The sequence below is a fragment of the Azospirillum sp. UENF 211521 genome (assembly GCF_058780535.1).
Map to the genome: position 1 here is coordinate 147,139 of NZ_JBSNCF010000005.1, position 20,976 is coordinate 168,114.

Genomic DNA, 20,976 nt, shown 5'->3' on the forward strand with positions numbered 1-20,976 from the left:
TGGAACCTCCGTGAAACTGTACCTGCCTCGCTCTCACGAAGCGGAAAATCTCGGTTCCGTTCCTGTGAAGGCCCCCGATCAGCCGCAGCAGCCGGTGCCGGGAACCGTGCTGGTGGTGGAGGACGAACCGATCGTCCGCGTGGTGATTGTGGAAGCGCTCCGGGAACATGGGGCGACGGTCTTGGAGGCCGAGGATGGAAACGAAGCCTCAACCATCCTCAACTCCCCGGTGGCGATCGACCTTCTGGTAACGGATGTCGGCTTGCCAGGAATCACCGGACAACGGGTCGCGGAAATAGCCCGGTCATTGCGGCCGGACCTGAAAGTCATGTTTTTGACCGGCTACACCTGCAATGCCGTGCTGGACAAGGAACTGCTGGCGCCACACACACACGACTTTTGAGCAAGCCCATTGCCATTGACCAGTTCCTCGCCCAGGTGAATGCAATGCTGCGCGACGGCTGAAAATTCTTTGACCCACTCGTTCCTGATTACCCGGAATCCTGCTCCATCAAGCCGCAGTTGACGTCGGGCTGGTGGCGTTGGGTATAGCCGTACAGTCGGTGCATCGTGACGTTCACCAGGGAACCGATGCCGTCCGCTCCAGCGCTGTCGGCTGTGTTGCCGCGTTTTCGCAATGGCGAAGTGTGGAGAAATCCCGACATCTTTCACCAATGATGTCGGATGTCCGTTCGGGCCATTTTTTATCTGGTCTTTACACATCGTTGCGCTGCCCGGAGCGCCACAACGGCTGGGCTCAACGCCAGCCAGGCCAAAAGACAATGCCCTGTTTTCATCTCTCCTTTCTTTATCGGAACGGTGAAGAAGAACTTCTGTTAAGACCAGAGCGACCCAGCCGGAGATGACGTCATGGCGAACGATCGAGGTCCTAAAAAGTTCGGTGTTTACGACACCGCAAGCGCAGGTGGTCTAAACTGGACGTGGATCATCGTCGGGCTGATTTTGCTCGCGACCGTCCTGTACTTTTTCTTGCGCTAGGGTGCGTCATGGCCAGCGACCGCGAAGAGGTCGTTCCGCTTCATGAGGAAACCGCCTCGGTTGGCAAACGTCAGGTTGAGCGCGGTCGTGTGCGGGTGACCACCAAAGTCACCGAGCATGAGGAACTCGTCCGGCAGGCGCTGAAGCGCGAGGATGTCGAGATCGTTCGGGTGCCGGTGAACCGTGCCATCGATGCCCGTCCGGACATTCGCCAGGATGGCACCACAACCATCATCCCGGTGGTCGAGGAGATGCTGGTGGTCGAACGTCGGCTGGTCTTGCGGGAAGAGATCCATCTGCGCAAGACCACGAGCACCGTCCAAGCCGAGCAGCCGATCACTCTCCGTTCGGAAGAAGCCATCGTCGAATTCATCGACGAACCTGGGGTGCGGGATGCCAGGACCGACCAACCCAACGAGGACTAGGCTCATGAACAAGACCATCATTGCCCTTTACGATACCCGCGCCGACGCCGAAGCAGCCCTTCGGGACCTCGAAGCCGAGGGCTTCGACCGCAGCGTCGGCGAGATCGTCTCGCACAGCGACACCAGTGGCGGCGATGGCTTCCTGTCCCGCTTGAGCAATTGGAACGTCCCAGACACCGATGCTCACGTCTATGCCGAGGGGATGCGGCGTGGCGGCACGCTTCTGAAGCTGCGATTGGACGATGAGGACGTGGACCGGGCCATCGCGATTCTGGAGCGCGGCACCGTTGTCGATATTGAACACCGGGGCGAGGCGTACCGCTCGACCGGATGGACGGGTTACGACGAGACGGCCGCGCCATATGACGAAGCGTCGGCCGCCGAGGAGCGCGCGCGCTATGCGGTTGGCGGGGCGGGAAGCACTGCCCAACTCGGCAACGCAGCCGAAGCATTCCGCAGCGTAAACACGACCGACACCACGGCGGATGCCGCGATGAACACCGGGGTTGGCAGCGGTCGCGAAGAGGTGATTCCGGTCACCGAAGAGGAATTGTCCATCGGCAAGCGCGCCGTGGAGCGCGGAGTCGTGCGCGTGCGCACCTATGTCACCGAAACACCGGTCGAGGAGCAGGTTCGTCTGCGCGACGAGACGGTTTCCGTCGAGCGCCGTCCCATCATGCGCGAAGTTGGAGACGTTCCGGCCGACGCGTTCCGTGAACGCACCATTGAAGTGAGCGAAACCGACGAGGAGGCGGTGGTCCAGAAACGCGCGGTGATCAAGGAAGAGGTCGTCATCCGCAAGGACGTCGAGGAACGCGCCCAGACCGTGTCGGATACGGTTCGCCGTACTGAGGTTGAGGTCGAGGACAGCCGAACCGGAACGTCGCGCGGTGGGGTGGAGAACACCGTGCGCCGGGACGACATCGAGCGGTAACGCTCACAGTGATGTTTCACAAAGATAAAGGGGCGGCCGGTGCCGCCCCTTGTTCGGCAAGCAGACTGGTCATTAGGACGCAGCGCGTACGGAACGTCCAACGAATTTGCCAACTCTGTTGGGAATGAATGGGTGTCCGGCTGTTAAGAGCCAACCGTCCCTGTTTCCCCTGACGCAGTGTGCCATGCCTGATTCCGCATCTTTGATGCAACTCGCCCGCACCGCTTTCCGCTTGGACCGGTCAATGACCTGCGCCTCCCCGGCCGAAGGCGCACTGGCGATTGAGCTTGCCAGAGGCGCCGCCTGTTCACAGGCAGCGCCATTGGTCGTGGCCCGCAGCGACACCCGGGCTGTCCGGCTCGCCAGGGCGATCCGGGGCGCCGCGCCGGACCTTGACGTCGTGCTTATTCCAGGTTGGGACGTCCCCCTTGGGGAGCGGGAGCAGCCATCGCGGGCTGTGCTTGGGCAACGCGCCGCTGCCATCGCCGCCATGTCCCGACCGGCCAAGGGCTCCGGGCGACTGGTTCTGGCGACCGCCGAGGCGGCGCTGCAACGTCTTCCGCCTCCCGATGCCTGGCCTGACGTCGCTTTGGTCATCGCGACGGGCACCCTCTATGACGAGGAGACTTGGCGGGGGCGCCTGATTGCCGGCGGCTACATCCTCGACGAGCGGATCGACGAACCAGGGGAGGCCGCGTTCCGCGGTTCCGTGGTGGAGATCTTTCCGGGCGATGCCGACCGTCCCGTCCGCTGCGACATTGTCGATGGCCGGGTCGCTCGGATACGGACCTTCGATCCGGCAAGCCAGCGCTCGACGGGCGACTGCGACCGGATCACCGTTCATCCGGTGACCGAAATCCCGGCGGTGCCGGAGATCGTCGCACGGTTGATCCGAGGGCTGGAGAGCCGCAGGGACCCGACGGCCGCAGGGCTCGCGGAGGAACTCGCCGCCGGACGGCGCCCCTACGCTTTCGAGCGCCTGCTGCCCCTGGCCTACGACCGCTTACCGGGCGTGCTTGAGCTTCTTGCCGACAGTCCCGTCGTCATGGACGAGGGGGTTGAAGACCGGCTGGAGGCGCGGTTCGACGACCTGGAGGAGGCCGGCGCATCCGCCATGCACCTCGACCGCAACGCGTGGGAGACAGCGTTGCGGGGGCGCGCGGTTCTGACGCTGGAGCCCGACGGGCTAGCCTCGTCCAGCGAAGCACCGGCGGTGTCCGAACGCACCCTCCCCCGCCTCGCCGGAGAGCGGATTGCCGCGGGCGAATCCGTGATCATTGCCGCCGCGAACGCCGCCGACGCGGCCAGGATGGCGGAGCGGGTGGCGGCGGCGACAGGCCGGCCGGTGCCGGTGCTCGACCGGTGGCCGGTGAATGCGCCTCCCGTGACGCCGGCAGCCCTGGTGCTTCGGGTCGCCGCGGGCTTCACGTTCGACGGGGTTGCGGTGCTCGCCCAACGCCCCCATCCGGAAGGCGGAGCCGGCCCGGTCGCTCCGCTGGCACCCGTCGACCTGTCGTGCGACGATCTTGCGGTCCATCTCGACTACGGGATCGGTGCGGTGCGCGGGCTCGAAACGGTTGAGACCGGAGGCCAGCCCGAAGACGTTCTGGTGATGGAGTATGCCCGAGAGAATCGGCTTCTGGTGCCGGCCGCCGACTTCGATCGCGTGTGGCGCTACGGCAGCAGCGACGCCCGGGTGGCGCTCGATGGGCTCAAGGGCGGGAATTGGTTCGCCCGCCGTGCGGAGTTGGAGCGCGAGATCGGCCGAACCGCGAAAAGCCTCGTGCGCCAAGCCGAGCGCCGTGCCCGCGAGAAAGCCCCCGTGATCGCGCCGCCGGCCGGACCGATGCGGCGCGTGGCCGCCCGCTTCCCCTACGAGGAGACCGCAGGCCAGCGGCGCGCCATCAACGCTGTGATGGCCGAACTCGCCAGCGGGCGCCCGATGGACCATCTTGTCTGCGCCGACGTCGGCTACGGCAAGACCGAAGTGGCGTTGCGCGCCGCGGCGGCGGTCGCCTTCACCGGCCGGCAGGTTGCCGTTCTTGCTCCGACCAGCGTGCTCGCCCGCCAGCACTTGGAGGTGTTCCGACGGCGGCTGGCTGGTTTGGGCCTGCGCATCGAGCCGTTGAGCGGCGGCATGGCGGCGTCGGCCGCAAAAGCCGTGCGTGAAGGCCTCGCCGACGGATCGGTGGCGATCGCGGTCGGTACCCATGCCCTCTTGTCGAAGACGGTGCGCTTCGCCGACTTGGCGTTGGTTGTCGTCGACGAGGAGCAGCGCTTCGGCACCGTGCAGAAGCGGGCATTGGCCCGGCTTTCGGCCGGCGTCCACTGTCTGGCGCTCAGCGCCACGCCGGTTCCGCGGACGCTGCAGGGGGCGCTGGCGGGGCTGCGCGGAGTCAGCGTCATCGATACCCCTCCGGTGCGGCGGCGCCCGGTGCGCACGCGGGTCACCTCCTATGACCCTTCGGTTCTGCGGTCCGCCTTGATGCGCGAAAAGGCGCGGGGTGGACAGAGCTTCTGCGTCGCCCCGCGGATCGCCGACCTGCCATCGCTGGAGGCCGAGGTGCGCGCGCTCGCTCCCGGTCTGTCGGTCGCCGTCGCGCACGGGCGCCTTCCCGTTGCCGAACTCGATCAGGTCATGGTCGATGTGGCGGAAGGAACGGTCGACGTGCTGGTCTCAACCCCCATCATCGAGACCGGCATCGACATTCCCCGTGCCAACACCATCGTGATCCGCCACCCCGACCTGTTCGGGCTCGGGCAGCTCCATCAGCTCCGCGGCCGGGTCGGGCGCGGGGGAGCGCAGGCCTACGCCTATCTGCTGAGCGATCCGGACACTCCGCTCGGCGAGCGAACCGAGCGGCGGCTGGGCTCGCTTGAGGCGATCGAAAGCCTGGGTGGCGGCTTCGCTCTCAGTGTGCTCGATCTCGACCAGCGCGGGGCGGGCGACCTGCTGGGAACCGACCAGAGCGGCCATCTGCGGTTGGTCGGAACCGAGCTGTACCAGCATCTGCTGGCCCGCGCGCTGGCCGGCGCCGAGGCGGACGATTCCCCCGACCTGCGCCTGGGCGTGCCGCAGACCATTCCCGCCGCCTACCTTCCGGAGGAGGACTTGCGCATCGGCCTGCACCGCCGCCTCTCGCGTCTGCGCGACGAAGCGGCGGTCGAGCCGTTGCGCGAAGAGATCGAGGACCGCTTCGGGCCGTTGCCGGAGGAGGTCGAGCTGTTGCTGGCGACTGCCGCGCTCCGCGCGCGCTGCCGGCGGCTGGGTGTCGCCGCCCTGGCCGCCGGACCCTCGGGTGTGTCGCTGACCCTGAACGACACGCCCTGCCGGGCCATGCGCGAAGCGGCGCTGGAGCGTCTGTGGACCGGACAGGTGCGCCGGACGGACGACCGTCTCGTCTTTGCGCTGGGCGCCGATGGACCGTCGGAGATCCTGGACAATGCGCGCTCCCTGCTCGATCAGCTTCCGCCTATCGGCACGGCCTGAGCGGACAGTCGTTCCACATGGCCACCTTGTGGAGCGACACGCGGCGATCCCCGTTATGATGGCCGGGAGTGTCATTCGATGGATGGCCCATGCCGAAGCTTGGCGAGCGCAATGGCAACGAGACGTGGCGGATCAAGTCGGCGCCCCGGCGGGGCCGGGTTCTTCATGTCCGCTCCGGGATGTCGGCGGAACAGACGCTCGCCCTTCGTGTCGGGCTTGTCGTCGTCCTGATCGCCCTGGTCATCGCGGTGTTCTGGTTCGACCGCGATGGCCTGAAGGACCAGATCGACGGCCATGTCAGCTTCCCTGACATCCTCTATTTCGCGATGATCACCGTCACCACCGTGGGTTACGGCGACATCGTTCCGGTCAGCCACACGGCGCGGCTGATCGATGCCTTCGCGGTCACGCCCATCCGCATCTTCATCTGGTTCATCTTCCTGGGCACCGCCTACGAATTCGTTGTGCAGCGGATCATCGAGGATTTCCGAATGAGCCGAATTCAGAAGCATCTGCAAGGGCACATCGTGCTGTGCGGCTTTGGTCACAGTGGGTTCATCGCCGCGCAGGAGACGGTCGCCAAGGGACATCCGGGCGAACGGATCGTCGTGATCGACCAGTCGAAGGAACGCATCCGGCTGGCGGCCGAGGCGGGGTTCATCGGGCTGCTCGGCGACGCCACCAGCGAAGAGATGCTCACCCGGGCCTGCGTGGGAAGCGCCAAGGCCGTGATCGTCAGCTCGGGCCGGGACGACACCACCATTCTGGTGATCCTGACGGTCCGCCATCTGGCCGCCGGCACCAAGATCGTGGGCAACATCAAGCAGGAGGAGAACATCAAGCTGGCCAAGCTGAGCGGCGCCGACTTGGTGGTGTCGCCGCCCAGGATCGGCGGCTATCTCATGGCCGATGCCGTGGAAACCAGCCATGCGACACCCTTCCTGTGCGACCTGATGTCGGTGGGTGGCCAAATGGTGCTGACGGAGCGCCCGGCGGCCCCGGAGGAGATCGGCAAGACTATGGCAATGGCGACCGCCGGCGTGGTCGTGCAGATCCACAGCAATGGCCACATCATTCCCTTCACGGAGCGTCACCGCCATATCATCCAGCCCGGAGACCTGCTGCTTGTGATCAGTCCGGCGCACGGTGACGAGACGGCAGAAGGCCAATGAACGCTGTCGGTCTTCGAAGGCGCTGCCCACACCGGCTGAGCACGAGTTCCACGATTGCCGGGAACGAGCCAGGTCCGAAGGTGATGCTCGAAGCGGCGGTTATGATGTGCCGGTGGGAGGTGGGGAGCGCTCGCCACGGCCCGCTTGCCGTTTCCAAGCCTCCTCGTAGAAGCGGCGCATCGACGCCGCTCCCGCATCGGAGGAGGCGAATGACCAGCAGCCGATCTGGAAGGCGAGATAGCAGGGAAGATGGAAGGCCACCAGCCGCTTTGTAGCGCCCACCGCGCCGCACAGCCGGCCGGCTTCCGCCGCTGCAAGGCCGAATTCGACGATGGCCGCCGCCACGTCCCAAGCGATGTCCTGGCAGCCGATCAGGTCATGCGCGTCGGCATGATCGAGCGAGTCGGTCTTCAGCAACCGGCCGTCGGTGGTGCGCAGCCACTCCCAGATGTGAAGGCGGTTGTCGGTGACGGCGCGCCGGACCCCGGCGTCCAGCTCTCTCAGGATGTCCGGCGTCCAGCGATCCAAGGAGACGGTTGCCGCGGCGCCAAGCGCTTCGCCGATGTTCACGCGCGCCATAGCCAGCAGGTCCGGAAGGCTGGCGCCCGTGTCACGCTCCGCCGGAAAGCGTTGGGCGCGGAACAGGAGATAGTCGGCCAAGCGCTCCAGAGGCATGGTGGAGGGCGGTTGCGCGCCGTCCAACCAGCGCTCCGCCAGGAAGCCATGACGGAGTGCCATGGGTTTCGTCGTGAAACCCGCCTGATGCAACGCGCGGGCCCGCTCCAGCTTGGCCTCGCCCAGGCGTCCGAGGCCGGCGAATTTCAAAAGCCAGGAGCCGGAGGCAGTGCGCAGCAGGAACTTGCGGCGTTCCTGCTGCGCATGGACCGGCGGCCAGTCCGCCGCAACATTCGCCGCCAATTCCGCCGATGCCGTCCGCCATGCGCCGCCCGACAGATCACGCAACGGTGCGACCGCAGGGCCGAGCGTGTCGTCGAACCAGCGCTCCAACGGCGGCACCGCGCCGTGCGCAGCGTGCACCAGTTCATTGAAGTCGATCACCGGGCGCACCGCCTCGGCCCAGCGGCGGCGGTGCCGGTCGGATGAGCGCGGACCCGGATCGCCCTTATGGCTGGGAAGGAACACGATCCGCCGGGGCGGCACGCCCGCCGCCTCCAACCAATCGGCAACGGCGCCGAACGAACTGCCCGACAGTCCCGGCCCTTCATCGACGATCACATAGGACGCGCCCGCGTCGGCCAGCAGGGCGGCCCGCAGGCGAGCCGACAGGCGGACGGCGCGTTGGAACGGATGACCGATCGGACGCAGAGTGACCGGAGGCGCTGCGTCCAGCGCAACCGCCGCCATCGCCGCCAGTCCGGTTCCGATGCTGCGCAGGCCAATCACGACGACCGGAGCGGGCAGGTCCGGCGGAAGCCGGGCCGCAGCCTCCAGATAGGCTTCCGGATAGAGGCCATAGAAGGCATAGCCTTCGGATCGGCGTATTCGCACGGTTTCGGGCAGTGGCTGCGCCGACAACGTTTCCAGGTCAGCCGCCAGCGCGCAAGCGCCCGGCTGCGGCTCGCCGCGCCAGGACCGGGCAACGGCGCGGGCCAGCCCCATCACGACCGCCATCGCCGCATGGCGGCACGGGGTGCAATCGTCCTCCCCCAGCGCCGCGAATTCCGCATCGGCGAGGCCCTGCGCAAGCTCCGCCGCCTCGATGAACAAGGACACCAGCATGGCATGACGGATCAGCCCGTCAGGCTTGGCCGCGGCTGTATGCAGGGCGGCGGCGATCCGCACCACGGCGACGCACGGCTTCTCGAGACGGTCGCGATCGCCGTAAACCAGCATGGTTCAACCGCTCCGCGCGGCGAAGTGTCTTAGCCTACCGCCTCCTATCCCAACGCCAGCAGGGGGAACGGCGCGGCCGGAGCGGTGCTGGCGTAGCGGCGGACCATGGCGGCGCAAAAATCCGCGAACTCCTCGGCGACCTGGGGCGGGCTGGTGTGGTGCGGTTCGATTCCACGATGCTCGGGCGTGAAGCAGAAGGTTATGGTGACATCGAAATCGGCCAGCGCTTCCATCTGACGGTCGAACCAGGCGAGCGCGTTCGGCCGGAAGCTGTCGGCCCAGGACAGGCCGGTGCGCAGGTGCCGGACACCCAACCGCTTCATCCAGGCCACCGCCTCGTCCAGCCGGTGATCCTCGAAGTGGAACCACTGGCAAATCCCCATCTCGGCCGCGTAGGGCGCGTAGGCGTCGAGCGCCGGCTTGGGCGTGCCGTCCGCCCGCAGCAGCCCCATGTGGAAATGACGGTAGTAGGAGGAGCCCTCCGCCTCCTTGTGGCGCGTCGTCGCCTCCCAGGCGCTGGGCAGGTCATAGAGGCTGTACCAGTGAATGCGCGGAACCCGGCCGATCAGCAGCTCCGCGGTGCGGGTGACGCCCCAGGCCTGCACCTCCTCCGCACCAAAGGACGAAACGCCGGCCTCCGTCACCCAGACCGGCTTGCCGGTGACGGCGCGAATCTCCTCGATCTTGTCCGGCCATTCCCGGATCTGCCAAAGATTCCAGTCGAGCGGAAAGCCATGCACCGCAACCACATCCACATGGTCCAGCGCACCACGCTCGTCCAGACGTCGGATGAAGGAGGGATCGATGGGCGAGATGCCGCCCAACACGCGCGTGAGCGCGCCATTCTCCGCCCGGATCGCCTGTCCGGACAGGATCGTCATGCGGGCGAACAGATCCCATTCCGGATCGAGATCGGGATTCCAGTGGGACTTGTTGTTGGGCTCGTTCCAGATCTTGGCGGCTTCGATCATCCCTGGCTTCCCGTCCTGGCGTGGTTTGCCGGTGCCGGTCCGGCGGATGGTGCGGCGGTGGATGGCAGGGCGGGATAGACGGCGCCCGCCTCCGTCGGCCGTGGAGCGCGTCGGCAGACATAGACCTCCTGCTCCGGATGCTCGACGACCCGAAAGCCGGCACTGCGCAGCATGGCCTCGGCGCAGGCGGCGTTCGGGACCCACCAGTTCGTCCAGTCCCCGGAATACCGGTGTTCGATGAAATGCAGCTTCGGATAGCCTGGCGCGTTGAAATGGTCCTGCTGGCGAAAATCGTAATCGGTGCCCACCGGTTCGACCGTCTCGGAGCCGCGCTGCATCGATTGGAAGATCATCAGGTCGCAGGCGGCATGCTCGTGGATCAGGTCGAGAGCCAGCAGCGGGTGGCGCAGATGGTAAAGCACCCCCATGAACAAGACGACGTCGAACCGCTCCCCCAGCAACGCGAGGTCGTAAACCGACAGCTTGCGGAACTCGATGTCCTGGCGGGTCACTTCGGCGGCGAAGCGCGCCTGTGCGAGGTAACGGTCGTCGAAGTCGATTCCCACCACCCGCTCGGCGCCGCGCCGCTTCATCTCGATGGAGTAGAAGCCGCCGTTGCAGCCGATGTCGAGCACCGTCAGGCCGCTCAGATCCTCCGGGACCGCATGGGCGAACCGTCGCCATTTCACGTTCGGGTAATCGTGCAGGAAGTGGTCGGGGGCGGTGCTGACGCCGTTCAGATCGATGTTGTGGAACCAATCCCCCAGCGCGGCGACCCGGGCGCGGATTTGATCGGTCGTCAGATTCGTCATTCCGCCGCCTCGTTGATGCTGTGGACCTTCAGGCCCCATTCCCCGGCGATCAGCACGCTGCGGGATGCCGGAGCGATCTCGAAACGGGCGTGGAAGTCCACGGAAAGCCCCAAGGCGTGGGACAGCGCCGCCTTGATGACGTCGGCGTGGCTGACCAGCGCGACGGTCCCGCCAGCGTACCGGTGGCGCAGCCGCTCAATGCAGCGCGTCATCCGGGTCTGAGCCTCCAGCATCGTTTCGCCCCCAGGTGGGCGCGCGTGCGACCGCGCGCTGTTCCACACATTCCAAGCCGGGTGGCCGCGCAGGTCTTCGAAGCGCATGCCGGCCCAGGCACCGAGATCGAGTTCGTTGAGATCCTCGTCCACCTCCACGGCCAAGGCCTGTGACGCGGCGATGGCGGCCGCCGTTTCCACGGCGCGTTCCAACGGGCTGGACAGCACGGCGGCGAACCGGTGACGCGCCACTGTGATGGCCAGCGCGTCGGCCTCGCGCCGGCCGGCCTCGCTGAGCGTCACGCCGGGCATGCGTCCGCACAACACGGAGCCCAGCCGGTCATGCGACGCGTGACGCAGCAGGACCAGGATCGTTTCCACGCCGCCGCTCACGCCCGGAAGCGCGGGCCGGCCGCTGCCTCGCCGGCGATGAAGCGCAATGTGCGGTCGCGCGCTTCATGGTCGGTGAACTGCTCGGGAGGCGATTTCATGAAGTAGCTCGACGGTCCAATCAGTGGCCCGGCCATCTTCCGGTCCAACGCCAGCTTGGCGCAGCGCACCGCGTCGATCACGATGCCGGCGGAGTTCGGGCTGTCCCAGACCTCCAGCTTCAGTTCCACGCTGAGGGGCACACCCCCGAAGGCGGTGCCCTCCAGGCGGATGTGCGCCCATTTCCGGTCGGCCAGCCAGGGCACATGATCGCTGGGACCAATATGGACGTCGTCCGCGTCGAGCGGCACGTCCAGTTGGCTGGTGACGGCACGGGTCTTCGAGATCTTCTTCGATTCCAGGCGTTCGCGTTCCAGCATGTTCTTGAAGTCGGTGTTGCCGCCAAAGTTCAGCTGATAGGTGTGGTCGAGCCGGATGCCGCGCTCGCGGAACAGGTTCGCCAGCGCGCGGTGGATGATCGTGGCACCCATCTGGCTCTTGATGTCGTCGCCGATGACCGGCAGGCCGTGCCGCTCGAACCGCTTCGCCCAACCCGGGTCGGAGGCTATGAAGACCGGGATGCAGTTGACGAAGGCGCAGCCGGCCTCCAGCGCCTGCTCGGCATAGAACTCCGTGGCCCGCTGCGAACCGACCGGCAGATAAGACACCAGGATATCGGTGCCTGAGCGGCGTAGGGACTCGGCGATGGCAACCGGTGCCTCCCCCGACTCCTCAATGTCATCGGCCAAATAGCGGCCGATGCCGTCCAGTGTCGGACCGCGCTCCACGTGCACCCCCGAAGCACACGGGCTTGCGAAGCGGCACGTGTTGTTCGGAGGGGCAAAGATAGCGTCGGACAAATCCCGTCCGACCTTGGTGGCGTTCACATCGAAAGCGGCGGATATTTCGATGTCGCTGACCCGATAGCCACCGAGATCGAGCGTCATCAGCCCGGGTGGCGGCTCGTTAGCGTGAGCATCGGCATAATAGCTTACACCTTGCACGAAGGATGAAGCGCAATTTCCGACACCGGCAATCGCCACCCGCAGCTTTTTCCCAGTCACGAAATTCTCCTTGTCCCGAAAATTATCTTAATGGACCGGAATGGTATTTGTATCTTGGAAAAATAATTGCTGGAAGATCGTCCAATCTGACCACGCCCTTTGGATAAGGTGCTGAAAGTTCAACGGCGATGTTAACATTGACGTGATCGCGCTTCTTTTCACGAAGCGAACATAGCGATGTCTCACGCATGCAAGTGAAAAGCTGTATTTCTTTTCAAAGAAGAATCGTGGCAATTGCTGGCAATTTTATACATACCTAACACAACCAAAAATAGCTGACATAGACATCACTGTCCATCAGCGGAGGGGCTCGTGGGAGAATCCGTTCTTGTCACCGGTGGCGCCGGTTTCATCGGCCGCCACGTCGCCAGGGCACTCCTCGCCCGCGGCGACCGGGTTCGGGTTCTCGACAGTCTGATCGCGCAGGTCCATCCCACCCGGACGCGGCCCGACGAACTGGACCCGGACGTCGAGTTGCTGATCGGGGACATACGCGACGAGGCCATGGTCGGTCGGGCGTTGGAGGGAGTGGATTGCGTAATCCATCTCGCCGCCGAGGTCGGTGTCGGCCAGAGCATGTACGCGGTGGACCGCTACACCTCGGTGAACGACCACGGGACGGCCGTGCTGTTCCAGCGGTTGATCGACCGACCGGTCCGCCGGGTGGTGGTCGCCTCCTCGATGAGCATCTACGGCGAGGGGCTGTACCGGACCGCCGACGGCACGCCGATGGAGGATGTGGTGCGCGGCCCGCGCAACCCGGACGGCTCCTGGGACCCGCTCGATTACGATGGACGGCCGCTGATCCCCGTCCCCACGCCCGAGAGCAAGCGCCCGGCCCTCAGGTCCGTGTACGCCATCGGCAAATACGTGCAGGAGCGGCTGACCCTGACGCTTACCGCCCAGTACGGGATGGAAGGGGCGGCGTTGCGGCTGTGGAACGTCTACGGCCCCGGGCAGGCGCTGTCGAACCCCTACACCGGGGTGCTGGCGATCTTCGCCTCGCGCATCGCCAACGGTCAGTGGCCGATGATCTTCGAGGATGGCCGTCAGCGGCGCGACTTCGTGCATGTCGGCGACGTGGCACGCGCTGTCCTGCTGGCGCTCGACCAACCGGCCGCCAATGGCGAAGTCTTCAACATCGGGTCCGGAGAGGACCGCACCGTGGAGGAGGTGGCGCGGCTCCAGGCCGCCTCGATGGGCCGGCCAGACCTGACGCCGGAAATCACCGGCCAAGCGCGCGCCGGCGACATCCGCCACAACATCCCTGACCTGAGCAAAGCGCGGACGGTCCTGAACTACGAACCGCGGCAGAATTTCGCCGGGGGGCTGGCCGAACTCGCCGAATGGGTTGCCCGGCAGGAGGCGCAGGACCGCGTCGCCGAGGCCCGGAGCGAACTCGAAGCGCGGGGGCTGGTGGCATGAACCGCCGGTCCGGACCGGCCTCGGTGGAGGCGACGTGATGCGTGTGGCGTTGGTCAACCCGGCCTGGGCCTTCGCGCACAGCATCTATTTCGGCTGCCGGGAGCCGCATCTTCCCCTCGAACTGGGCTACTGCAAGACGCTGCTGGAGCAGGCCGGACACGAGGTCCTGCTGCTCGACGGGCCGTTGACGGGACTGTCGAACGGCGAACTGGCGGATCGGGTCGCCGGCTTCGCACCCGGCGTGACCGTGGTGACGACCGCGCCGACCTACCTGTTTTGGCGTTGCGCCCCGCCGGAGCTGCGCATCCCCCGTGATTTCCTGCTGGCGCTGGATGGACGCGGCGGCCGGACCGTCGCGGTGGGTCCGCACGGATCGACCACCCCCGGTGCAGCCCTGGACAAGCTGGGCGTGGACGTCATCGTGCGGGGCGAATGCGAGGAGGTCGTGAAACGGCTTGCCGACCGCCTGGATTCCGGCCAGCCAGGGTTGGACGGCGTTCCGGCGCTGGCCTTCCGCGGCGGCGGCGGAACCGTCGTCACCGGCGTCCCGCACGCCGGCCGCTTCGTCGATCTGCCGGCGCTGTCCTGGCCCGCCGAATGGCTGGAGCGCCACCCCCACCATCACCACCGCTACGGCACCGAACCGCTCGGCGCGGGGGCTGAGGTCGAGGCGTCGCGCGGCTGCCCCTACTCCTGTTCCTTCTGCGCCAAGATCGACTTCCGCGACCAGTACCGCCGCCGCGATACCGCCATCGTTCTGGAGGAGATCGACCGGCTGACCGCCGTCGGCGTGCGCTACGTCTATTTCATCGACGAGATCTTCCTGCCCCGCCGTGATCTGTTGGAAGCGCTGGTGGAGCGTCTGGTCGAGTTCGGCATCCAGACCCGCATCGACCTGTGGAAGCCCGACCTGCTGGACCTCCTGGGGGCCGCCGGCTGCGTGTCGATCGAGGCGGGGGTGGAAAGCCTGACCGAGGAGGGCCGCGCGGCGCTCGACAAGAACTGCCGCATGAGCACCGACGCACTGGCCGACCGCCTGATCCACGCCCGGCGCAGCGTGCCCTTCGTCCAGGCCAACCTGATCGCCATGGCCGGCGACGACGCCGGGCTCGTCGCGCGATGGCGGGAGAGGCTGCGCGGTGCCGGTGTCTGGGCCAACGATCCGGTGCCGCTCTACCCCTACCCCGCTTCGCCCGATTACCGCCGCCTGTGGGGCGAACCGGACGACCGGGCATGGGAAAGGACGCACGAGCACTATCTGCGCCAGTTCGCGCGACTGAGCGACATTCAGGAGGAGGAGCCCCTGCCCTTGCATGAGCTGGAGGCCGCATGCGGTTGCCGGTGATGCCCCCGGCAGCAGCCCCCGCCCATCTGTTGATGACGGCGGACAGCGTGGGTGGAGTGTGGACCTACGCGCTCGACCTCGCGCAGGAACTGGCGGCAGGCGGCCTGCGCGTCACCCTGGCGGTGCTTGGGCCATCACCGCAGGAGGACCAGACCGCGGCGGCGCGCGCCATCCCCGGCCTGGAATTGATCGACACCGGCCTCCCGCTGGACTGGATGGCGGAAGATCCGGCCGCGATCCGGCGCGGTGCAGAAGCGCTGGGAACGCTCGCTCGGCGGTTGGATGTGGATCTCGTCCACCTCAACAGCCCGGCCCTGGCGGCGGACGCCGGGTTCACGGTTCCGGTCGTGGGAGTCTGCCATTCCTGTCTGGCGACGTGGTGGGCCACCCTGCGCGGCGGCGCCCTGCCGGGCGACTTTCACTGGCGGATCGAGGTTCTGGAGCGGGGATACCAAGCCTGCGATGCGCTGGCGGCGCCGAGCGCCGCCTTCGCGCAGGCCACCGCCGCCGCCTATGGTCTGCCGCCACCGGTGGTGGTGCGCAACGGACGCCGTCCTCCTCCAGGCGGTGGGCCGGGCGGACGGGAGCGTCTCGTCTTCACCGCCGGACGCTTGTGGGACGATGGAAAGAACATCGCAACGCTGGACGCGGCGGCGGCGCTGCTGACGGTGCCGGTGGTCGCCGCCGGCTCGCTGGAAGGTCCGGGCGGGAATCGCCGGACCCTGCGTCACGCCGCGGCGCTCGGGCGTCTGGATGCGGCGTCGGTCGCGACGTGGCTGGCGCGGGCACCGGTCTTCGCTTCCGCCGCGCTCTACGAGCCGTTCGGCCTGACGGTGCTTGAAGCCGCCCAGGCCGGCTGCGCGCTGGTGCTGTCGGACATCGCGACCTTCCGCGAGCTGTGGGACGGCGCCGCACTCTTCGTGGAGCCGAGGGACAGCGCAGCCCTCGCCGCCACGATCCGCCGCCTGCTGGACGATCCGGGGGAAGCCGGGCGCCTCGGCGAGGCGGCGCGGCTCAAAGCCGGGCAATACGGCATGGAGTCGATGGCCTCCGGCATGCGCGGTCTCTACCGCAACGTCCTGGCCCGCCACACCTCCACCCCCTCCCGCAAGGAGGCCGTCGCGTGAGGATCGTCTATTTCACCCATTCGCTGGCGTCCTGCTGGAACCACGGCAACGCCCATTTCCTGCGCGGCGTCCTGAGGGAGCTGATCACCCTTGGCCATGAGGTCCGCGTCTTCGAGCCGCAGGGCGCGTGGAGTCTGCGGAACCTGCTGGCCGATCATGGCGAAGCGGGGCTGGCGCCCTACCGGACCGCCTATCCGGACCTGACCTCGCTGACCTTCACGGCCGGCACCGACGCGGCGGCGCTGTGCGAGGGGGCCGATCTGGTCATCGTCCATGAATGGAACGACCCGGCTCTGGTCGCGGCGGTGGGCCGGGCGCGGGCGCAGGGCGGTCGCTTTCTCCTGCTGTTCCACGACACGCACCATCGCGCGGTCAGTGATCCGAAAGCCATCTCCGCCTTCGATCTCTCCGGCTATGATGGCGTCCTGGCCTTCGGCGAAACCCTGGCCGCCGTGTACCGGCGCTGGGGCTGGGAGGATCGGGTCTTCGTCTGGCACGAAGCCGCCGACGTCCGGCTGTTCCACCCGCTGCCCGGGGAGGAGCGGCGCAGCGGAGCGGTGTGGATCGGCAATTGGGGTGATGGCGAGCGGACGAAGGAGCTGGGGAGCTTTCTGTTCGCTCCCGCCCGCGCCGCGGGTCTGGCTCTGGACGTCTATGGCGTGCGCTATCCCACCGAAGCCCTGGCGACGCTGAAGCGGCACGGCATCGCCTACAAGGGCTGGCTGCCCAACGCCCGCGCGCCCGCGACCTTCGCCCGCCATCGGGTCACCGTCCATGTGCCGCGCCGTTTCTACGTCGAATCCCTGCCAGGCATCCCGACCATCCGCGTGTTCGAGGCGCTGGCCTGCGGCATCCCCTTGGTCAGCGCGCCATGGAGCGATTGCGAAGGTCTGTTCCGGCCGGGAACGGATTTCCTGGTCGCCCGCGACGGGGCCCATATGACCGCCCATCTGCGCGCCGTGGACGGCGACGCCGACCTCCGAGGCGCGTTGGTCCGCAACGGCCTGGAAACGATCCGCGCCCGCCACACCTGCGCCCACCGCGCCCGTGAGCTGCTCGCCATCGCCGCCGCTCTGGCCGGCACGCCCGCCCCCTCTTCGATGCTGGAGCCTGTCCGATGAAGATGGCCTTCTACGGTTCGAGCCTGCTTTCCTCCTACTGGAACGGCGCCGCCACCTACTATCGCGGCATGCTGAGCGAACTCGCCAAGCGGGGCTGGGACGTCACCTTCTACGAACCGGACGCCTTCGACCGCCAGAGGCACCGTGACATCGAGCCGCCCGGCTGGGCCAGCGTCGTGGTGTACGAGGCCACCGCCGAAGCCTGCCGCACCGTGATCGCCCGTGCCGCCGAGGCCGACGTGGTGGTAAAGGCGAACGGCGTCGGCGTCTTCGACGACGAGTTGCTCGATGGCGTGATGGATGCCGCCGGTCCCCACGCTTTGCGTGTCTATTGGGATGTCGACGCTCCCGCCACCCTGGCCGAACTTCGGCAAGCCCCGGATCATCCCCTGCGCCGTCGGCTGCCGCGGATCGACGCCGTGCTGACCTATGGCGGCGGCCCGCCGGTGGTCGCGGCCTACGAGGCGATGGGCGCCCGCCTGTGCCGCCCCATCTACAACGCGTTGGACCCGGCGACGCACCAGCCGGCACCTCCCCAACCGCGCTTCGCCGCCGATCTCAGCTTTCTCGGCAACCGGCTGCCCGACCGCGAGGAGCGGGTGGAGCGCTTCTTCTTGGAGCCCGCCGCGCGCAACCCGCAGGGGCGTTACACCATCGGCGGCAGCGGCTGGGAGACGAAGGGGCTGCCGGCCAACGTCACCCACATCGGCCATGTCGGCACCGCCGACCACAACGCCTTCAACAGCTCGGCGCTGGCGGTTCTGAACATCGCCCGCGACAGCATGGCCGAGGTCGGCTTCTCTCCCGCCACGCGGGTGTTCGAGGCTGCCGGAGCGGCGGCCTGCCTGATCACCGACGCTTGGACGGGGGTCGAACTGTTCCTCACCCCGGACGAGGAGATCCTCGTCGCCCGCGACGGCCAGGACGTGACCGATCATCTGCGCGCCCTCACTCCGGCCCGCGCCCGCGCCATCGGCGATGCCGCGCGGCGGCGCACCCTTGCGGAACACACCTACGCACGGCGCGGCGCGGAGGTCGACGTGTTGCTGCGCGAAGCCCTGGCGGCGCTGCGGGAAAGGAGCGCGGCGTGAAGCTCGTCGTGCTGGGGCTGAGCCTGTCCTCTTCCTGGGGCAACGGCCACGCCACCACCTTCCGCGCCCTCCTCAAGGCGTTCGCCGCGCGTGGCCACGACATCCTGTTCCTGGAGCGCGACGTTCCCTGGTACGCGCAGAATCGTGATCTCGCCGATCCCGGTTATTGCCGGCTGGCCTTCTACGAGGACCTTGCCGACCTGCGGCGGTGGGCCGGAATGGTCGAGGGGGCCGACGCGGTGCTCGTCGGTTCCTACGTGCCCGACGGCGTCACCGTCGGCCGCTGGGCGCAGGAAACCGCGCAGGGGATCGTCGCCTTCTACGACATCGACACGCCGGTGACCCTGGCGAAGCTGGAACGCGGCGACGAGGAGTATCTCTCCCCTGCCCTCATTCCCGGCTATGATGTGTATTTCTCCTTCACGGGCGGACCGACGCTGGAGCGGCTGCAATCCCGCTACGGCTCTCCGGCGGCGCGCGCGCTTCATTGCTCCGTGGATGCCGACGCCTACGTGCCCCTGCCTATGCCCAAGCGCTGGGATCTGAGCTATCTCGGCACCTACAGCCCCGACCGGCAACCGACGCTGGAGCGGTTGCTGCTGGAGCCGGCCCGGCGTGTGCCGTCGCTGCGCTTCGTCGTCGCCGGTCCGCAATACCCCGACGGGATCGCTTGGCCCGGAAATGTTGAACGTCGGCATCATGTTCCTCCAGCCGAGCATCCCGCCTTCTATGCGGCCAGCCGCTTCACCTTGAACGTGACGCGCGAGGACATGATCCGCACCGGCCACAGCCCCAGCGTCCGGCTGTTCGAGGCCGCTGCCTGCGCCACTCCGATCATCTCCGACTGTTGGGACGGCCTGGACGCGCTGCTGGAGCCAAATCGCGAGATCATCTTCGCCCATACGTCGGGCGACGTTCTGCACACCCTTCACCAATTGGACGAAAACACCCGCCAAGCAATGGGCGCAAGGGCCCGGCGGCGAATCCTGGAACACCACACCGCCGCGCATCGCGCGGACACGTTGGAACGGGAACTGAAATGCGCGATGCGAAGGGCCAGCCGCGGCACCAGTACGGCCCTGCCCTTCCAGTAAGGCGGCGCAAACGGTCCGTCATGGCTCCCGGTCCGCGGGCTTCTTCGAAGACTTCTTAGCCTCAATCTGGTCAAGCACCGCTTCGGGGGCGACATCCTGCTTGATGACGTCCAGATCGGAGTCAACGTCCGTCTTCACCCCCATGTGATCGGCAATGGACGACACCAGGGCTGTCAACTTGGTGATTTCGTGCTCCGCCAACAGGCTGATTTGCAGATCGAGATCAGCCCGCTTGCTGGCGACCTCGGACATCCGATTCTGGCTGATGAGCACGAAGCTGGACAAAAAGATGGCCTCCACGGACGCGATCATCGCCAGGATGACGAAGGAGGGATCCCAGCGCGGAACGCCGGGCACCCACCCCAGGTTGGCGATGATCCAGAAACCAAAGAATGCCAAATGCAGATAAACGAATGTCATGCTGCCGGTGAAGCGGGTGATCGCATCAGCGATCCGCTCCTCCACGGTCGCCTCGACCTCCTCCCGTTCCCTGCGCTGGTGCAGCGCCTGGATGTTCCGTTCGAACACAGCACTCAAGCCAGGGGATGGTGGCGGGTAGGTTGGTGGGCTTGCGGACTTCTCCGCGCGATTTCCGCCATGCTGGGGCGGTTGTGCGTTCATGGCGTCTGCCTTGCTTAAGTGAATCGTTTTCGTTTCGCTCCTCTTCCAAGATTGGGATTGCGGTCGACCCACAGGCTGCGCTCAATGGCGCTTTCGATGTCGCCCACCGGTTGCGGGAGGTAGTTGAGGCTTTGGCCTGGGACAGTTTCAGATCCCCCCGGGAAAAGGGATTGTGCAGCGTTAGATTGTCGGTGACCGGCACCGCCGACCGACGGACCGCGGCATGGCTTTCAGCCCGGTCAACCAACCGGCGAACCGGAACTTGCTCACCACAACATCGGGCGGAGGCTGCCCCTTTTTCTCACGAGTGATCGTTTCAACGTCCGAATTTACGCCCCCTTTTCCGGCGTCAACAGCAGGCGGGGCACTTTTCGCCAGCCCGACGGCACGATATTTTGCGCCGTCGGGCTGGCGAAAAGTGCCCCACGTAGTAGCGTTGGTGCACGGAAGCGGACGGTCGGTCTGTTCGTCCTGTCCACCGCTGGTTACGCCTTGCGAACCGAGACCGGGCGTCCTGTCTCGAGCATGCGGTTCAGGGCGGTGACGCCGATCATGGCCTCGGCTTGCTGGGCGGGCAGGGTCCGGGCGTGCAAGCGGTCACCGAGGATGCCCTTGTAGCGGGCCATCGCCGTTTCGCCCTTATCAGGCTGCTGAAAAACTACCAGCGATGAGCCTTGAGCCGGATCTCGTCGCCGTGGTGGATGCTGATTTCGACCTCGAGGCTCCCATCCCCTGCCAATTCAGCCGTGCCGGTGCCGCGGATGGGCGTCATTGTGAATCGGCATGGAAT

The 20,976-nt window shown here is 66.8% G+C and carries 17 protein-coding genes and 1 pseudogene; 11 read left to right on the forward strand and 7 right to left on the reverse strand.

Features of this window, described 5'->3' with window-relative positions:
* The first annotated feature begins 10 nt into the window (after positions 1 to 10).
* The 5 genes from ACWPN5_RS29875 to ACWPN5_RS29895 all read left to right on the forward strand — a co-directional run bounded on the left by ACWPN5_RS29875 (position 11) and on the right by ACWPN5_RS29895 (position 7,020).
* Entirely contained in the window at positions 11 to 403 is a 393-nt protein-coding gene (locus ACWPN5_RS29875; RefSeq protein WP_492299133.1) for a response regulator, read from the forward strand.
* A gap of 604 nt (positions 404 to 1,007) precedes the next feature.
* On the forward strand, positions 1,008 to 1,424 hold the full coding sequence (locus tag ACWPN5_RS29880) for a YsnF/AvaK domain-containing protein (RefSeq protein WP_103039891.1): 417 nt from the start codon (positions 1,008 to 1,010) through the stop codon (positions 1,422 to 1,424).
* 4 nt (positions 1,425 to 1,428) lie between these two features.
* Entirely contained in the window at positions 1,429 to 2,358 is a 930-nt protein-coding gene (locus tag ACWPN5_RS29885; RefSeq protein ID WP_492299135.1) for a YsnF/AvaK domain-containing protein, read from the forward strand.
* Positions 2,359 to 2,542: 184 nt separating this feature from the next.
* Complete coding sequence (locus tag ACWPN5_RS29890) at positions 2,543 to 5,848, forward strand: DEAD/DEAH box helicase (protein WP_492299136.1); 3,306 nt, start codon at positions 2,543 to 2,545, stop codon at positions 5,846 to 5,848.
* An 89-nt stretch (positions 5,849 to 5,937) separates the two neighbouring features.
* The gene (locus tag ACWPN5_RS29895; RefSeq protein ID WP_145684227.1) at positions 5,938 to 7,020 is read left to right on the forward strand and encodes a potassium channel family protein; all 1,083 of its coding nucleotides are present in this window, start codon (positions 5,938 to 5,940) and stop codon (positions 7,018 to 7,020) included.
* Between the two features lie 99 nt (positions 7,021 to 7,119).
* Here ACWPN5_RS29895 and ACWPN5_RS29900 read toward each other — a convergent pair whose 3' ends face one another.
* The 5 genes from ACWPN5_RS29900 to ACWPN5_RS29920 are packed head-to-tail and all read right to left on the reverse strand — an operon-like array spanning position 7,120 to position 12,362.
* Positions 7,120 to 8,874 (reverse strand): hypothetical protein, encoded by a 1,755-nt coding sequence (locus ACWPN5_RS29900; protein WP_492299138.1) that lies wholly within the window; start codon positions 8,872 to 8,874, stop codon positions 7,120 to 7,122.
* Between the two features lie 44 nt (positions 8,875 to 8,918).
* Positions 8,919 to 9,845: a beta-xylosidase gene (locus ACWPN5_RS29905; protein WP_492299140.1), complete on the reverse strand. Its 927-nt coding sequence runs from the start codon at positions 9,843 to 9,845 to the stop codon at positions 8,919 to 8,921.
* The gene (locus ACWPN5_RS29910; RefSeq protein WP_492299141.1) at positions 9,842 to 10,657 is read right to left on the reverse strand and encodes a TIGR04290 family methyltransferase; all 816 of its coding nucleotides are present in this window, start codon (positions 10,655 to 10,657) and stop codon (positions 9,842 to 9,844) included. The genes ACWPN5_RS29905 and ACWPN5_RS29910 overlap by 4 nt, the downstream gene beginning before the upstream one ends.
* Positions 10,654 to 11,250 (reverse strand): histidine phosphatase family protein, encoded by a 597-nt coding sequence (locus tag ACWPN5_RS29915; protein ID WP_307833644.1) that lies wholly within the window; start codon positions 11,248 to 11,250, stop codon positions 10,654 to 10,656. Before ACWPN5_RS29915 ends, ACWPN5_RS29910 begins: the two co-directional genes overlap by 4 nt.
* 8 nt (positions 11,251 to 11,258) lie before the next feature.
* Entirely contained in the window at positions 11,259 to 12,362 is a 1,104-nt protein-coding gene (locus ACWPN5_RS29920; protein ID WP_492299143.1) for an inositol-3-phosphate synthase, read from the reverse strand.
* Positions 12,363 to 12,674: 312 nt separating this feature from the next.
* Between ACWPN5_RS29920 and ACWPN5_RS29925 the strand changes: the two genes are divergently transcribed.
* The 6 genes from ACWPN5_RS29925 to ACWPN5_RS29950 are packed head-to-tail and all read left to right on the forward strand — an operon-like array spanning position 12,675 to position 19,565.
* Positions 12,675 to 13,787, forward strand: a complete 1,113-nt coding sequence (locus ACWPN5_RS29925; protein WP_492299145.1) for an NAD-dependent epimerase/dehydratase family protein — start codon at positions 12,675 to 12,677, stop codon at positions 13,785 to 13,787.
* 37 nt (positions 13,788 to 13,824) lie between these two features.
* Positions 13,825 to 15,132, forward strand: coding sequence for a TIGR04295 family B12-binding domain-containing radical SAM protein (locus ACWPN5_RS29930; RefSeq protein ID WP_492299147.1), 1,308 nt, complete (start codon positions 13,825 to 13,827; stop codon positions 15,130 to 15,132).
* Positions 15,117 to 16,259, forward strand: coding sequence for a glycosyltransferase family 4 protein (locus ACWPN5_RS29935; protein WP_200478082.1), 1,143 nt, complete (start codon positions 15,117 to 15,119; stop codon positions 16,257 to 16,259). The genes ACWPN5_RS29930 and ACWPN5_RS29935 overlap by 16 nt, the downstream gene beginning before the upstream one ends.
* A complete protein-coding gene (locus ACWPN5_RS29940; protein ID WP_492299149.1) occupies positions 16,256 to 17,380 on the forward strand; it encodes a CgeB family protein in 1,125 nt (374 codons plus the stop codon). The genes ACWPN5_RS29935 and ACWPN5_RS29940 overlap by 4 nt, the downstream gene beginning before the upstream one ends.
* A complete protein-coding gene (locus ACWPN5_RS29945; protein ID WP_200478080.1) occupies positions 17,377 to 18,471 on the forward strand; it encodes a CgeB family protein in 1,095 nt (364 codons plus the stop codon). Before ACWPN5_RS29940 ends, ACWPN5_RS29945 begins: the two co-directional genes overlap by 4 nt.
* Positions 18,468 to 19,565 carry a CgeB family protein gene (locus ACWPN5_RS29950; protein WP_492299151.1) on the forward strand — a complete coding sequence of 366 codons (1,098 nt, stop codon included), beginning with the start codon at positions 18,468 to 18,470 and terminating at the stop codon, positions 19,563 to 19,565. The genes ACWPN5_RS29945 and ACWPN5_RS29950 overlap by 4 nt, the downstream gene beginning before the upstream one ends.
* 18 nt (positions 19,566 to 19,583) lie before the next feature.
* Here the strand turns inward: ACWPN5_RS29950 and ACWPN5_RS29955 are convergent, their stop codons facing one another.
* Both ACWPN5_RS29955 and ACWPN5_RS29960 read right to left on the reverse strand, forming a co-directional pair.
* Positions 19,584 to 20,186: a DUF1003 domain-containing protein gene (locus ACWPN5_RS29955; protein ID WP_492299152.1), complete on the reverse strand. Its 603-nt coding sequence runs from the start codon at positions 20,184 to 20,186 to the stop codon at positions 19,584 to 19,586.
* A gap of 485 nt (positions 20,187 to 20,671) precedes the next feature.
* Positions 20,672 to 20,821, reverse strand: a pseudogene (locus tag ACWPN5_RS29960) (IS5/IS1182 family transposase); the annotation flags it as partial.
* Positions 20,822 to 20,976 lie beyond the last annotated feature (155 nt).

What these genes read in the sequence shown, in the direction of transcription:
- ACWPN5_RS29880 (WP_103039891.1), top strand. Translation starts at nt 1,008, where the DNA reads ATGGCCAGCGACCGCGAAGAGGTCGTTCCGCTTCATGAGGAAACCGCC.
- ACWPN5_RS29885 (WP_492299135.1), top strand. Translation starts at nt 1,429, where the DNA reads ATGAACAAGACCATCATTGCCCTTTACGATACCCGCGCCGACGCCGAA.
- ACWPN5_RS29890 (WP_492299136.1), top strand. Translation starts at nt 2,543, where the DNA reads ATGCCTGATTCCGCATCTTTGATGCAACTCGCCCGCACCGCTTTCCGC.
- ACWPN5_RS29895 (WP_145684227.1), top strand. Translation starts at nt 5,938, where the DNA reads ATGCCGAAGCTTGGCGAGCGCAATGGCAACGAGACGTGGCGGATCAAG.
- ACWPN5_RS29900 (WP_492299138.1), bottom strand. Translation starts at nt 8,874, where the DNA reads ATGCTGGTTTACGGCGATCGCGACCGTCTCGAGAAGCCGTGCGTCGCC.
- ACWPN5_RS29905 (WP_492299140.1), bottom strand. Translation starts at nt 9,845, where the DNA reads ATGATCGAAGCCGCCAAGATCTGGAACGAGCCCAACAACAAGTCCCAC.
- ACWPN5_RS29910 (WP_492299141.1), bottom strand. Translation starts at nt 10,657, where the DNA reads ATGACGAATCTGACGACCGATCAAATCCGCGCCCGGGTCGCCGCGCTG.
- ACWPN5_RS29930 (WP_492299147.1), top strand. Translation starts at nt 13,825, where the DNA reads ATGCGTGTGGCGTTGGTCAACCCGGCCTGGGCCTTCGCGCACAGCATC.
- ACWPN5_RS29935 (WP_200478082.1), top strand. Translation starts at nt 15,117, where the DNA reads ATGCGGTTGCCGGTGATGCCCCCGGCAGCAGCCCCCGCCCATCTGTTG.
- ACWPN5_RS29945 (WP_200478080.1), top strand. Translation starts at nt 17,377, where the DNA reads ATGAAGATGGCCTTCTACGGTTCGAGCCTGCTTTCCTCCTACTGGAAC.
- ACWPN5_RS29955 (WP_492299152.1), bottom strand. Translation starts at nt 20,186, where the DNA reads ATGAACGCACAACCGCCCCAGCATGGCGGAAATCGCGCGGAGAAGTCC.